This window comes from Pseudomonas atagonensis, assembly GCF_011369485.1.
Lineage (GTDB): Bacteria > Pseudomonadota > Gammaproteobacteria > Pseudomonadales > Pseudomonadaceae > Aquipseudomonas > Aquipseudomonas atagonensis.
This window is the reverse complement of the sequence record NZ_VXCA01000030.1, coordinates 143,205-156,094: the sequence shown is the minus strand read 5'-3', so window position 1 is coordinate 156,094 and position 12,890 is coordinate 143,205. Positions and strand designations below refer to the sequence as shown.

Sequence of the window (12,890 nt, the reverse complement as noted above, 5' to 3'; positions counted from 1 at the left end):
CTGGAATGCATTCCAACTGTGGGAGCGGGCTTGCTCGCGAAGGCGGCTTTTCAGGCGCTATGGCTTTGCTGGTAATCCGCCAATGCCGGCAACAATTGTTTGTCGATGGCCTGACGCACCGCAGGCTGGATGCTGGCGCCGCTGGTGTACATGTCTTTGACCATTTTGCGCAGTTCGAACGCGCGAACATTATCCAGACCGCGCACCGCACACTCGCAGGCCTGCTCGGCCGTGGAACCGCTCGGCACCTGGAATCCCAACGCCTTGAGCTGGCCCAACAAATCTTCCTGATCGATCAAATCGGCATACATCATGACGCGAATCCTTCTTTGGCAACGGAGGTCGTGGCTCGATTCTGGTAGGCCCGCACAGGCACGGCAAGGGCGATTTGTCGCAGTGGCCGCGACGACTATGAACAGGTCGTTTTCGGCTAACTCGCCGCTGAGGGGAGTAGGCACACTGAACTTCAGCTTGCTACACGAAGGTTTGGTCACCCTCGCACGGCAGCTCCTCAACAGTACCCTCAGCCCCGATCCTGTCACGGCTTGTATCGGGGCTTTTTTTGCCTGTGAATCCGGGAGAGGTGTGTTGCTGGATCTGACGCTTTCGCGAGCAAGCTCGCTCCCACAGTTGACCGTGTTCATTCATGGGAACGCGGTTAAATGTGGGAACGGGCTTGCTCGCGAAGAACGATGACGCGGTCTATCGCTGCAGCACCAGAATTCGCGATAACAATTCATCCCGGTCGATGTAGCAGCCCTGGAAATGCCGCGCGCCGGTGGCCGGGTCGAAGGCATTGCGCGCATGCAACGTGCGGCGATTATCAAAGCACCACAGCTCGCCCGGATTGAGCCGTTGCATTACGCGGAAGCGTGGCTCGCGGGTCATGGCTATGAAGCGCCGATAAGCCCGATACAGCCGTGGCATTTGCTCCGCCGAGGTATCGAACGCCCCTCGCAGAAAGTTCGCCATGCGAATCTCCGCGACCCGTCCCAAGGCATCCAAAGCGATGATCGGCGCCAGGCAGCGATAGTCGCTGTGCCGATCCTTGTTGCGAAACTCCACCGGGATTTCGCAAAGGGCCTTGAACGACTCATGGTTTTCCTCGCGCAAGGCGTCGGCAATCGCAAAACCGTCGACGAAAATGCTCTCACCACCCTCGGCGTCATTCACCAGACAATGCAAAAACTGCAGGCCCGGTTGCAGCTCGCGGGTCGGCAAGTCGGTGTGCAGCGGTAAATTGAAAGCGGTGTAGGCATTGCTGTCGGCGTCGGCCTTCGATTGCACGTTGAACAGCACGCCAAAGTTGCTTTCGCGGATGAAGGAAATGCGTTGCGCAATCAGCTTCAACGTACCGGGCTCGGTCGGTACGCCACGCACCTGGGTCAGGCCGATGTCGCGCACCGCGATCAGCCATTGCAGCAGCGCGGCGTTGTCGTTCATCAGCGCCGAGTAGTCGAACACAGGCAACTGCATGTCGCTACGCCACAGATATGCCTTGGGTTTGGCGGCCAGGCGCTCGGCGCGGGATTCGTCGTCGTAGGCATGTGCACGCAGCCAGCCCGGATCGAATCGGCTCGAATGGCCGTCCTGCCAGTCGATGTGCAGGCTGCCGTCGCTATCGATATGCGCGGCAGCAGGCTTGAGGTCATCAGCGGCATCGACGATCTCGAAAACCTGCTCGCGGGTGACGCTGTAGACGCACTGCTGACACGGGCAGTTGTCCCGTAGCCAGACATGGTGAAACGGGCTGATGCGACCATCGGCCCATGCAATCGAAACGCGATCCGCCAAGGTCTGCACGCCACCGAGCGCGCTGATCAACGGATAAGTACGGAAATCGGCAACAGCGGCAGCGGTGTTCATGGCGGCTCCTTGCGAGTGATGGAATTACCGAGCGGGGGGCAGCGCTATCACGCGGCCGATGTAAGCGGGAGCTGGCAAGTCTTTCTGCTCGGCGACGATGGTTTGCAGACGGCTCAAGGTGTCCGGACTGAACGGCGCCGAGCGCGGCCCGGCGAGGTCGACGTGCAGCAACATCTGCTCGTTGCCGGCCAGTTCCTGTTCATCACCGACTTTGTACAGGCTGTGATAGAGGTGCAGGCGTTTGCTGTCGTGAGCGATGATTTGCGTGCGCACTTCGACGTCGGCGTCGAGCTTCACTTCGTGCAGATAGTTGAGGTGCAGCTCAAGGGTGAACAACGAGTTGCCGCTGGCTTCACGGTTGTTGCTGTCCATGCCGAGGCGATCCATCAGGGCGTCGGTGGCGTAGCTGAAGATCAGCAGGTAGAAGGCATCGCGCAGGTGGCCGTTGTAGTCGACCCAGTCGGGGATGATGCGAGTTTGGTAGGTGGTGAGGGTGGGCATATTTTCTCCTGATGCGATCGTTCCCACGCTCTGCGTGGGAACGCCTCCTGTGACGCTCTGCGTCACGTTTCTGGGACGCAGAGCGTCCCGGGCTGCATTCCCACGCAGAGCGTGGGAACGATCAACAAACGGCCTACTCGCTGAAACTCATCCCATGCTTTTCCTTGGTGGTCTTCACCGCCTCAAGCACCGCCAGCAAACAATCATCACGATAGCGCTCCAGCGCCGAAATGCTGTGCCGGCCGAGCTGATCACTGGTGCCATCGACCACGTCATCAATCAGCTTGTCGGTCAGCTCCGGCGCCGGCAGATACGTCCAAGGCAATTGCAATGCCGGGCCGAATTGCGACATGAAGTGGCGCATCCCGGCATCACCACCGGCCAGGGTGTAAGTCAGGAACGTGCCCATGAACGACCAGCGCAGACCGGCGCCAAAGCGGATCGCATCGTCGATTTCACCGGTGGTCGCCACCCCGTCGTTGACCAGGTGCAGCGCCTCACGCCACAGCGCTTCAAGCAGACGGTCAGCGATGAAGCCCGGCACTTCCTTGCGCACGTGCAACGGGCGCATGCCGAGGGATTCGTAGACTTTCATCGCTGCCTGAACCGCTTCCGGCGCAGTGTTCTTGCCACCCACCACTTCCACCAGCGGCAGCAGATAAACCGGGTTGAACGGGTGACCGACCACGCAACGTTCCGGGTGCGTCGAACTCTCGTAGAACTCGCTCGGCAGCAGGCCCGATGTGCTGGAGCCGATCAGGGCATTGGGCTTGGCTGCTGCGCTGATTTTACTGTGCAGCTCCAGTTTCAGCTCAAGGCGTTCCGGGGCGCTTTCCTGAATGAAATCGGCATCGCGCACGCACTCTTCGATGGTCGCGACAAAGCGCAGACGATCCTGCGAGGCACCGGGCGCCAGACCGTTTTTCTCCAGTGCGCCCCAGGCATTGGCCACGCGTTTACGCAGCGCCGCTTCGGCACCCGGCGCCGGGTCCCAGGCCACCACGTCGAGGCCATGGGCGAGGGCGCGGGCGACCCAGCCGCTGCCGATGACACCGCTGCCCAGTGCGGCGAAGGTTTTGATTTCGGTGATAAAGCTCATGGTGAATTCCTGAAAATATTCGGTGATCCCGTGTGAAACCGGTTCTTGTGGCGAGGGGTTTTATCCCCGTTGGGTCGCGCAGCGGCCCCAAGAGTTTTGCGACTGCTGCGCAGCCAAACGGGGATAAATCCCCTCGCCACAATTCCGGTTCCCAAAGGGAACAGATGTAGGGTTAACCGCGCTGGGTCAGGCCCATTTTTTTGCGACCTTCCGCCGGCGTAAGGACACGGGCGCCCAAGCGGCTGAGGATCTCGGTGGCGCGCTCAACCAGTTGGCCGTTGGTCGCCAGTACACCCTTGTCCAGCCACAGATTGTCTTCCAGACCGACCCGCACGTTGCCGCCCAGCAGCACCGCTTGCGCGGCCATCGGCATTTGCATCCGGCCAATGCCAAACCCGGCCCACACCGCATCCGCCGGCAAGTTGTCGACCATGGCTTTCATCGTGGTGGTGTCGGCTGGTGCGCCCCACGGGATGCCCAGGCACAGTTGGAACAACGGGTTATCGAGCAAACCTTCCTTGATCATCTGCTTGGCGAACCACAGGTGACCGGTGTCGAAAATTTCCAGCTCGGCCTTCACGCCCAACTCGGTGATGCGCTTGGCACCGGCACGCAGTTGCGCCGGAGTAGAGACATAAATGGTGTCGCCGTCGCCGAAGTTCAGGGTGCCGCAGTCGAGGGTGCAGATTTCCGGCAGCAGTTCTTCAACGTGGGCCAGGCGGGTCAGCGGGCCAACCAGATCGGTATTCGGGCCGAACTCCATCGGGTTCTCGCCGGTACCGATTTCCAGATCGCCGCCCATGCCGGCGGTGAGGTTGACGATGATGTCGACGTCCGCCTCGCGGATGCGCTCCATCACCTCGCGGTACAGCGCGACGTCACGGCTGAACTTGCCGGTCTGCGGATCACGGACGTGGCAGTGCACAACCGTGGCGCCAGCCTTGGCCGCCTCAACGGCAGCGGCGGCAATCTGTTTCGGGGTGACCGGTACGTGGGGGCTCTTGGCGGTCGTGTCGCCAGCACCGGTGAGTGCGCAGGTGATGATGACGTCGTGGTTCATGGTGCGGTTTCCTTCAGGCGTGATGGGTCTGTCCGCAGCCCTTTTCGGGGCTGCGAAGCTTTATTCGTGGTGAGTTATTTACTGGTCAGCTGGAGGTTTTCTGCGGCCGGTTTGCCGTCGAACGTGGTCACGCCTTCAAGCCAGCGTTGCTTGTCTTCAGGGTGATCCTTGAGCCACTGCTTGGCGGATTCGAAGGCGTCCTTGTGGTCGAGCAGCGGCTGCATCATCCGGCTCTCGTCTTCGGCGGTGAACGTCAGGTTGCTCAGGAGGCGACCGATGTTCGGGCATTGCTCGGCGTATTTCGGCGCGGTTACGGTCCACACGGTGGCCATGCCTTCGTTCGGGCCGAGGGCGTCGTCGCTGCCGGTCAGATAAGTCATCTTGACGTTGACGTTCATCGGGTGCGGCGCCCAGCCGAAGAACACCACCGCCTCTTTGCGGCGCACGGCGCGGTCGACGGCAGCGAGCATGCCGGCCTCGCTGGACTCGACCAGCTGGAACTTGCCGAGGCCGAACTGGTTCTTGGCGATCATCGCCTTGATCTGCGTGTTGGCGCCCGAACCCGGCTCGATCCCGTAGATTTTGCCGCCCAGCTCTTTTTCAAACTTGGCAATATCGGCAAAGGTTTTCAGACCCTTGTCCGCCAGATAAGTCGGCACGGCGAGGGTGGCGCGAGCGTCTTTCAGGCTCGGCGCTTCGAGGACTTTGACCTGATTGGCGTCGACGAACGGGGTGATCGTCTGGGTCATCAGCGGGTTCCAGTAACCAAGGAACAAGTCCAGCCGCTGGTCACGGATCCCGGCGAAGATGATTTGCTGGGAGGCGCTGGTTTGTTTGGTGTTGTAGCCGAGGCCGTCGAGCAGGACCTGGGTCATGGCACTGGTGGCGATCACGTCGGTCCAGTTGACCACGCCCATGCGTACGTTCTGGCAAGACGCGGGTTCGGCCGCCATGACGCTGGCGCTCAAGAAAGCAGTACCGCTGAGTGCAAGAACACAGCTGCTGATCAGTCGTTTCATGTCGGGTTCCTCGGCAGGTCGTTTATTGTGGTTCCCGGCGTCTGATGCGCCGGTGATGCAAAGTTACGCAGCTTCAGGCCGGCCAAAACGCACTACGGCGACCGGCACTTGCACTGTAGCGACCTGTGCTCTTGAATGCCGCAGACAACTGGCGTATCAACATTCCACGCTACCCGCCAACCGAGTGCGCCCATGTCCCAGGATTTCTACTTCTTGCTGATGCCGGGGTTCTCCGCCATCGGCTTCATCTCCGCGATCGAACCGCTGCGCGTGGCCAACCGCTTTCGCGGCGAGTTGTATCGCTGGCATGTGCTCAGTGCTGATGGCGGCGCGGTGCTGGCGAGCAACGGCATGTCGGTCAACGCGGATGCGGCGCTGGAGCCGTTGAAGAAAGGTGCGACGTTGCTGGTGGTGGCCGGATTTGAACCGCTGAAATTCGCCACGCCAACACTGGAACACTGGTTGCGGCGACTGGACAACGACGGCGTCACCCTCGGCGCCATCGACACCGGCAGCTTCGTCCTCGCCGAAGCCGGCCTGCTCGACGGTCATCGCCTGACCCTGCACTGGGAGGCCATCGACGCTTTCAAGGAGTCTTATCCACAGCTCAGCGTGACGCAGGAGCTGTTCGAGATCGACCGCCGGCGCATCACCTCGGCGGGTGGCACCGCTTCCATCGATCTGATGCTCGACCTGATCGCCCAGGCTCACGGCCCGCAACTGGCGATCCAGGTCAGCGAGCAATTCGTCCTCGGGCGTATCCGCCCGCGCAAAGATCACCAACGCATGGAAGTCGCCACGCGTTACGGCATAAACAACAAGAAACTGGTGCAGGTGATCGGCGAGATGGAGCAGCACAGCGAACCGCCGCTGACCACGCTGGAACTGGCGGAATCGATCAAAGTGACGCGACGGCAACTGGAACGCTTGTTTCGGCTGCATCTCAACGATACGCCGAGCAATTTCTACCTGCGTCTACGACTGGAAAAGGCCCGGCAGCTACTGCGCCAGACTGACATGAGCGTGCTCGAAGTCAGCCTCGCCTGCGGTTTCGAATCACCGTCCTATTTCACTCGTAGCTACCGGGCGAAGTTTGCCCGCTGCCCCCGTGAAGATCGACGTACCGCCAACGCCTGACCGGATTTACACAAAACCAAGTGTGGGAGCGGGCTTGCTCGCGAAAGCGGTAGATCAGTCAGCTCATGTATTGACTGACACACCGCTTTCGCGAGCAAGCCCGCTCCCACATTTTTGATCTTCATTGTTTGAAGAAAAAGTTACTTCTTCATCAACGCCGAGCAGGCCGCTTTGTAGGCCTCATGCTGATACTTGTTCAGCGTCCCCGGCAGCTCGAAATTGTGCTTCTTGGCCTGGGCATTGATCGTCTGCGGCGACAGCAGCGTTACCTCGCAACCGTCCAGCAACTGAAACACGCCCTCGATCTTGAACGTGGTCGGCCCACCGGCAAACTCACCCTTCTTGCTGCGCTTCTTGATCGCAATCCGGTCAATCGAATGCTCGCGCACAAACGACGCCACCTGCGCCGCGAAGCGTTTGACGTTGGCCGCTTCATCGTCATCGTCGAGGGCGATTTTCTTTGTGTTGAGCGCAACGTGGCTCAGGTTAGTTCCGTCGAGGGCAGCCAAGGCGATGATCGCTTCGCTGCCTTTGATTTCGATGCCGCAGATGTTCATGGTTGCGCCTTGAGTGAGTGTGGATCGAAGGCGATGGTCGCGCACCCGGCGCTCAGGGTCAAAGCAGATAAGCCGATGATGCAAGGCAGGATGAGTGTTGCAAGCCAGTGTTATCAGAAACGACCATCCATCGGAAACCACAGCTACCCTGTTATTTCTGACAGTAGACACTTGGTTGACAGGCTCCCTAGATTTAATCCGGATCCCACCATTGGGCGCCGACTAATCAATCGTGGTTTACAGGGAGTACCGCAATGAGTCTCAGAAAAACCAAACCTTCAAAGGCCTCGAAGAAACGCCCTCGCAGGCTGATCGTGAGAAAAGAAATACACGCGATGAGTGACGGGGAAAGGGACGCCTTTATCGAAGGCGTTCTTGAACTCAAACGTCTTGGCATTTATGACGAGTACGTCCACGCGCATCACCACATCATGATCCCCACTGTTCTGTGTGGGGAGCCACGGCATCCCGAATATCGTAATGGTGCGCATCAAGGCCCGGCATTTCTCCCTTGGCACCGGGCTTTTCTGCTGAGATTCGAAGCTGACTTACGGAAGATCAATCCATCTATTATTTTGCCGTACTGGGATTGGACCCGTGATGCGCTGGATCCGCTAAGGTCACCGATCTGGGGGCCTAAATGGATGGGCGGAAATGGCGACCCCAAAGATCATGACCTGGTCAAAGACGGCCCGTTCGCCCAGGCCAGCGGCAAATGGCACGTGGAGGCTTTTCCCGAGTACGGTTTTGACGTCCCGGGTCTGCGGAGATCATTTCAGAGGCATGTGACGTCCTTGCCGACGCCGGAAGACCTCAGTAGGGCGATGAACGAGTCATTCTACGACCTGCCCCCCTACAACGCTGATCCGACAGTTCGGGGCTTTCGTAACGTTGTCGAAGGCTGGCGCACGAATAAGGCCGATCCTGCAGTGACCACTGATGGTTCTCAACTGCACAACCGCGTCCATTTATGGATTGGCGGGCACATGTACTGGATGGTGTCGCCGAGTGATCCGGTGTTCTTCTTGCACCATTGCTTCATCGACAAGGTCTGGGCGGACTGGCAGGCGCAAAAGCAACTGGACGATCCTCGATGGGTGCCCCATTACGCGCCTATGGAGTGTGGTCCCCGTGGCCATAACTACTACGACCGTCTTAAACCTTTTAATGTGACTGTCGAAGAAATGATGGACATTAAAGAGCTCGGTTACCAGTACGATCAGGCTCGGGAACTGAAGCCCCGCCCACCCAAGTCGCCATTTGAGGCGCGTTAAACAAAAGCGCCGATCCTGTCCCAGTGAGTACAGGATCGGATTTCACTCCTGCCCAATCGACTCCAAAAACTCCGACCGTTCATCACTCATCCGCGCAATGCAATCATTCTGCGCAATCTTGAACGCCTTGCTGCCATCTGTGGCCGGGAACGCTTCCACCGCGCAGTCGGCATCGCGGGTCTTCAGCCACTGCTGCTGTGCCGTCTTCAACTTGGCAGTGATATCCGCCAATTGCGTCGGGTTCTTGCCGTACGCGGTCTGCATGCGCTCGTTCAGGCTGGCGTAGTTGTCCTTTAGCAGGTCTTCGGCGGTGGTGCGGCTGTAGGTCGAGCATTCCAGGGTCTGGACGTCGTTTTCGACTGCGTCGCACGGGTTGTTGTCGGACTCTTCGGCGGCGTGTACGCCGGTCGCAAGCAGTGCCAAAGCCAGGAAGATCGATTTCATTGTTGTCGACGCTCTAATCCAGTGGTGTTTCCAAGATGCGCAAGATTCTGGCTCAAGCACGCGGGCTTGAACAGGTAGCTGATCGGGACGTCTGGCGACCCTTTGTCGCGGATTGACGCTTTCGGCAATTCCCCTGTCGTTTTTGCACCCGGTCGCCCCGGCACCGAGGCATATGCTGGCCCCAAAGCGCCGGCAGACGATTCGGCGCATGAATCGCCAATAAGGGGACGCCTGATGAGCCCAGCCGAATTACACGCCGACAGCATCGTTATCGACGGTCTGATCATTGCCAAATGGAACCGCGAGCTGTTCGAAGACATGCGCAAGGGCGGTCTGACGGCGGCCAACTGCACCGTGTCGGTATGGGAAGGCTTTCAGGCGACCGTGAACAATATTGCCGCGAGCCAGAAGCTGATTCGCGAAAACAGCGACCTGGTGATGCCTGTGCGCACCACCGCCGACATTCGCAAGGCCAAGGAACAAGGCAAAACCGGCATCCTTTTCGGCTTCCAGAACGCCCACGCTTTTGAAGACCAGATCGGCTATGTCGAGGTGTTCAAGCAGCTCGGCGTCGGCATCGTGCAGATGTGCTACAACACTCAGAATCTGGTCGGCACCGGTTGCTACGAGCGTGATGGCGGGCTGTCGGGCTTCGGTCGCGAAATCGTCGCCGAAATGAACCGCGTCGGCGTCATGTGCGACCTGTCCCACGTCGGCTCCAAGACTTCCGAGGAAGTCATCCTCGAATCGAAAAAACCGGTCTGCTACTCCCACTGCCTGCCGTCGGGTCTCAAAGAGCACCCGCGCAACAAATCCGATGAAGAGCTTAAGTTTATTGCTGACCACGGCGGTTTCGTCGGCGTGACCATGTTCGCGCCGTTCCTCGCCAAGGGCATCGATTCGACCATCGACGACTACGCCGAAGCCATCGAATACGTGATGAACATCGTCGGCGAAGACGCCATCGGTATCGGCACCGACTTTACCCAAGGCCATGGCCAGGACTTCTTCGAATACCTGACCCACGACAAGGGCTACGCCCGCCGCCTGACCAGCTTCGGCAAGATCATCAACCCGCTGGGCATCCGCACCGTCGGCGAGTTCCCGAACCTCACCGAAACCCTGCTCAAGCGCGGCCACCCCGAGCGTGTAGTGCGCAAGATCATGGGCGAGAACTGGGTGAACGTCCTCAAGGATGTCTGGGGCGAATAAGCCACCGCACTTCTGAATCCTTTCCCTCGGCCGTCCGCGCCGGGGGCACAAACCAAATTTTCTGGAGTTAAGTTTCCATGGCCAAGATCGCCCCGCAATTGCCAATCGAAGTCGACAGCGAAACCGGTGTCTGGACCTCCGACGCCCTGCCGATGCTGTACGTGCCGCGTCATTTCTTCGTCAACAACCACATGGGCATCGAGGAAGTGCTGGGCGCCGACGCCTATGCCGAAATTCTCTACAAGGCCGGCTACAAATCCGCGTGGCACTGGTGTGAAAAAGAAGCCGAATGCCACGGCCTGGACGGCGTCGCAGTGTTCGAGCACTACATGAAGCGTCTGTCGCAGCGCGGCTGGGGTCTGTTCAAGATCCAGGACATTGACCTCGACAAAGGTACCGCCAGCGTCAAGCTCGAACACTCGGCGTTCGTCTACGTCTACGGCAAGGTCGGGCGCAAGGTCGACTACATGTTCACCGGCTGGTTTGCCGGAGCCATGGATCAGATCCTCGCCGCACGCGGCAGCCAGATCCGCACCGTGGCCGAGCAAGTCTACGGTGGCTCCGAAGAAGGCCACGACGACGGCCTGTTCACCGTCAAGCCGTTGTAAGTCGAGGAACCCGCCATGGCTTTCGAAGCAATGTTTCAGCCGATTCAAATTGGCAAACTGACCATCCGCAACCGCGTGCTCAGCACCGCGCACGCCGAGGTCTATGCGACCGACGGCGGCATGACCACCGAGCGCTACGTCAAATATTACGAAGAGAAAGCCAAGGGCGGCATCGGCCTGGCGATCTGTGGCGGTTCGTCCGTGGTCGCCATCGACAGCCCGCAGCAATGGTGGAGCTCGGTGAACCTGTCCACCGACCGGATCATCCCGCACTTCCAGAATCTCGCCGACGCCATGCACAAGCATGGCGCCAAGATCATGATCCAGATTACCCACATGGGCCGTCGCTCGCGTTGGGACGGTTTCCACTGGCCGACCTTGATGTCACCGTCGGGTATCCGCGAACCGGTGCACCGCGCCACTTGTAAAACGATTGAGCCGGAAGAGATCTGGCGAGTCATCGGCAACTACGCGCAAGCCGCGCGCCGGGCAAAGGCCGGTGGTCTGGACGGTGTCGAACTGTCGGCAGTGCACCAGCACATGATCGACCAGTTCTGGAGCCCTCGCGTCAACAAGCGTACCGACGAATGGGGCGGCACCTTCGAGGGCCGGATGAAGTTCGGTCTGGAAGTGTTGAAAGCCGTGCGCGCCGAAGTCGGTGACGATTTCTGCGTCGGCATGCGCATCTGTGGCGACGAGTTCCACCCGGACGGCTTGTCCCACGAAGACATGAAGCAGATCGCCAAGTATTACGACGACACCGGCATGCTCGATTTCATCGGCGTCGTCGGCTCGGGTTGCGACACCCACAACACCCTGGCCAACGTGATTCCAAACATGAGTTATCCGCCGGAGCCTTTCCTGCATCTGGCCGCCGGGATCAAGGAAGTGGTCAAGGTTCCAGTGCTGCACGCGCAGAACATCAAGGATCCGAATCAGGCCACGCGGATTCTGGAGGGCGGTTACGTCGACATGGTCGGCATGACCCGCGCCCACATCGCCGACCCGCACCTGATCGCCAAGATCAAGATGGGCCAGATCGACCAGATCAAACAGTGCGTCGGCGCCAACTATTGCATCGACCGTCAGTATCAGGGTCTGGACGTGCTGTGCATCCAGAACGCCGCGACCTCCCGTGAATACATGGGCGTGCCGCACATCATCGAGAAAACCACCGGCGTCAAACGCAAAGTGGTGATCGTCGGTGCCGGCCCGGCGGGGATGGAGGCGGCGCGTGTGTCGGCCGAGCGTGGCCACGACGTGACGTTGTTCGAGAAGAAGGAATTCATCGGCGGGCAAATCACCACGGCGTCGAAAGCGCCGCAGCGTGACCAGATCGCCGGTATCACCCGCTGGTTCCAACTGGAGCTGGCGCGGCTGAAAGTCGACCTGCGTCTGGGCACCGCGGCGGATGCCGACACCATCATGGACCTGCGTCCGGATGTGGTGGTGCTGGCGGTCGGTGGTCATCCGTTCCTTGAGCAGAACGAACACTGGGGCGCGGCTGAAGGGCTGGTTGTGAGCAGCTGGGACGTGCTCGACGGCAAGGTCGCGCCGGGCAAGAACGTGCTGGTCTACGACACCATCTGCGAGTTCACCGGGATGTCGGTGGCCGATTTTCTCGCCGACAAGGGCAGCCAGGTCGAGATCGTCACCGACGATATCAAGCCGGGCGTGGCCATTGGCGGTACGTCGTTCCCGACCTACTACCGCAGCATGTATCCGAAAGAAGTGATCATGACCGGCGACATGATGCTGGAGAAGGTCTACCGCGAAGGCGACAAGCTCGTGGCCGTGCTGGAGAACGAATACACCGGCGCCAAAGAGGAGCGGGTTGTCGATCAGGTGGTCGTCGAAAACGGCGTGCGCCCGGACGAAGAAATCTACTACGCCCTCAAGGACGGCTCGCGCAACAAGGGCCAGATCGACGTCGAGGCACTGTTCGCGATCCAGCCGCAACCTTCGCTGAGCAGCAATGGCGACGGTTACCTGCTGTTCCGCATCGGTGACTGCGTGGCGCAGCGTAATACCCACGCCGCCATCTACGACGCCCTGCGTCTCTGCAAGGATTTCTAAACGTTGATGGACTGATCGTTCCCACGCTCCGCGTGGG

The 12,890-nt window shown here is 59.8% G+C and carries 13 protein-coding genes; 5 read left to right on the top strand and 8 right to left on the bottom strand.

Features of this window, described 5'->3' with window-relative positions; all coding sequences use genetic code 11:
• Positions 1 to 50: 50 nt before the first annotated feature.
• The 6 genes from F2P67_RS21725 to F2P67_RS21700 form a co-directional block, all read right to left on the bottom strand.
• Positions 51 to 314 carry a hypothetical protein gene (locus tag F2P67_RS21725; protein WP_007962640.1) on the bottom strand — a complete coding sequence of 88 codons (264 nt, stop codon included), beginning with the start codon at positions 312 to 314 and terminating at the stop codon, positions 51 to 53.
• A 388-nt stretch (positions 315 to 702) separates the two neighbouring features.
• Positions 703 to 1,866: a gamma-butyrobetaine dioxygenase gene (locus F2P67_RS21720; protein ID WP_166223499.1), complete on the bottom strand. Its 1,164-nt coding sequence runs from the start codon at positions 1,864 to 1,866 to the stop codon at positions 703 to 705.
• Between the two features lie 24 nt (positions 1,867 to 1,890).
• A complete protein-coding gene (locus F2P67_RS21715) occupies positions 1,891 to 2,367 on the bottom strand; it encodes a thioesterase family protein (protein WP_166223496.1) in 477 nt (158 codons plus the stop codon).
• A gap of 133 nt (positions 2,368 to 2,500) precedes the next feature.
• The gene (locus tag F2P67_RS21710; protein ID WP_007959763.1) at positions 2,501 to 3,466 is read right to left on the bottom strand and encodes an L-carnitine dehydrogenase; all 966 of its coding nucleotides are present in this window, start codon (positions 3,464 to 3,466) and stop codon (positions 2,501 to 2,503) included.
• Positions 3,467 to 3,638: 172 nt separating this feature from the next.
• Complete coding sequence (cdhC, locus tag F2P67_RS21705; RefSeq protein WP_166223493.1) at positions 3,639 to 4,526, bottom strand: 3-dehydrocarnitine:acetyl-CoA trimethylamine transferase CdhC; 888 nt, start codon at positions 4,524 to 4,526, stop codon at positions 3,639 to 3,641.
• Between the two features lie 74 nt (positions 4,527 to 4,600).
• Positions 4,601 to 5,545 carry a choline ABC transporter substrate-binding protein gene (locus tag F2P67_RS21700; RefSeq protein WP_166223490.1) on the bottom strand — a complete coding sequence of 315 codons (945 nt, stop codon included), beginning with the start codon at positions 5,543 to 5,545 and terminating at the stop codon, positions 4,601 to 4,603.
• A 192-nt stretch (positions 5,546 to 5,737) separates the two neighbouring features.
• On the opposite strand from F2P67_RS21700, the gene F2P67_RS21695 reads away from it, so the two are divergent.
• Positions 5,738 to 6,682, top strand: coding sequence for a GlxA family transcriptional regulator (locus F2P67_RS21695; RefSeq protein WP_166223487.1), 945 nt, complete (start codon positions 5,738 to 5,740; stop codon positions 6,680 to 6,682).
• Positions 6,683 to 6,822: 140 nt separating this feature from the next.
• Here F2P67_RS21695 and F2P67_RS21690 read toward each other — a convergent pair whose 3' ends face one another.
• Positions 6,823 to 7,239, bottom strand: coding sequence for a DUF3010 family protein (locus F2P67_RS21690; protein WP_166223484.1), 417 nt, complete (start codon positions 7,237 to 7,239; stop codon positions 6,823 to 6,825).
• 254 nt (positions 7,240 to 7,493) lie between these two features.
• Here F2P67_RS21690 and F2P67_RS21685 point away from each other — a divergent pair, with 254 nt between their 5' ends.
• On the top strand, positions 7,494 to 8,513 hold the full coding sequence (locus tag F2P67_RS21685) for a tyrosinase family protein (RefSeq protein ID WP_246226533.1): 1,020 nt from the start codon (positions 7,494 to 7,496) through the stop codon (positions 8,511 to 8,513).
• 42 nt (positions 8,514 to 8,555) lie between these two features.
• Here the strand turns inward: F2P67_RS21685 and F2P67_RS21680 are convergent, their stop codons facing one another.
• Positions 8,556 to 8,957: a lysozyme inhibitor LprI family protein gene (locus F2P67_RS21680; protein WP_166223481.1), complete on the bottom strand. Its 402-nt coding sequence runs from the start codon at positions 8,955 to 8,957 to the stop codon at positions 8,556 to 8,558.
• A 234-nt stretch (positions 8,958 to 9,191) separates the two neighbouring features.
• On the opposite strand from F2P67_RS21680, the gene F2P67_RS21675 reads away from it, so the two are divergent.
• From F2P67_RS21675 to dgcA, 3 genes are all read left to right on the top strand, one after another.
• Positions 9,192 to 10,169 (top strand): dipeptidase, encoded by a 978-nt coding sequence (locus F2P67_RS21675; RefSeq protein ID WP_060542339.1) that lies wholly within the window; start codon positions 9,192 to 9,194, stop codon positions 10,167 to 10,169.
• Positions 10,170 to 10,246: 77 nt separating this feature from the next.
• Positions 10,247 to 10,777 carry a DUF5943 domain-containing protein gene (locus tag F2P67_RS21670; RefSeq protein WP_166223479.1) on the top strand — a complete coding sequence of 177 codons (531 nt, stop codon included), beginning with the start codon at positions 10,247 to 10,249 and terminating at the stop codon, positions 10,775 to 10,777.
• Between the two features lie 15 nt (positions 10,778 to 10,792).
• Positions 10,793 to 12,853 carry a dimethylglycine demethylation protein DgcA gene (gene dgcA / locus F2P67_RS21665; protein WP_166223476.1) on the top strand — a complete coding sequence of 687 codons (2,061 nt, stop codon included), beginning with the start codon at positions 10,793 to 10,795 and terminating at the stop codon, positions 12,851 to 12,853.
• The last annotated feature ends 37 nt before the right edge of the window (positions 12,854 to 12,890 follow it).

Bases quoted from the DNA above. Each gene is read 5' to 3' on its own strand.
- F2P67_RS21725 (WP_007962640.1), bottom strand. From the start codon at position 314: ATGATGTATGCCGATTTGATCGATCAGGAAGATTTGTTGGGCCAGCTC.
- F2P67_RS21720 (WP_166223499.1), bottom strand. From the start codon at position 1,866: ATGAACACCGCTGCCGCTGTTGCCGATTTCCGTACTTATCCGTTGATC.
- F2P67_RS21715 (WP_166223496.1), bottom strand. From the start codon at position 2,367: ATGCCCACCCTCACCACCTACCAAACTCGCATCATCCCCGACTGGGTC.
- F2P67_RS21710 (WP_007959763.1), bottom strand. From the start codon at position 3,466: ATGAGCTTTATCACCGAAATCAAAACCTTCGCCGCACTGGGCAGCGGT.
- cdhC (WP_166223493.1), bottom strand. From the start codon at position 4,526: ATGAACCACGACGTCATCATCACCTGCGCACTCACCGGTGCTGGCGAC.
- F2P67_RS21700 (WP_166223490.1), bottom strand. From the start codon at position 5,545: ATGAAACGACTGATCAGCAGCTGTGTTCTTGCACTCAGCGGTACTGCT.
- F2P67_RS21695 (WP_166223487.1), top strand. From the start codon at position 5,738: ATGTCCCAGGATTTCTACTTCTTGCTGATGCCGGGGTTCTCCGCCATC.
- F2P67_RS21690 (WP_166223484.1), bottom strand. From the start codon at position 7,239: ATGAACATCTGCGGCATCGAAATCAAAGGCAGCGAAGCGATCATCGCC.
- F2P67_RS21685 (WP_246226533.1), top strand. From the start codon at position 7,494: ATGAGTCTCAGAAAAACCAAACCTTCAAAGGCCTCGAAGAAACGCCCT.
- F2P67_RS21680 (WP_166223481.1), bottom strand. From the start codon at position 8,957: ATGAAATCGATCTTCCTGGCTTTGGCACTGCTTGCGACCGGCGTACAC.
- F2P67_RS21675 (WP_060542339.1), top strand. From the start codon at position 9,192: ATGAGCCCAGCCGAATTACACGCCGACAGCATCGTTATCGACGGTCTG.
- F2P67_RS21670 (WP_166223479.1), top strand. From the start codon at position 10,247: ATGGCCAAGATCGCCCCGCAATTGCCAATCGAAGTCGACAGCGAAACC.
- dgcA (WP_166223476.1), top strand. From the start codon at position 10,793: ATGGCTTTCGAAGCAATGTTTCAGCCGATTCAAATTGGCAAACTGACC.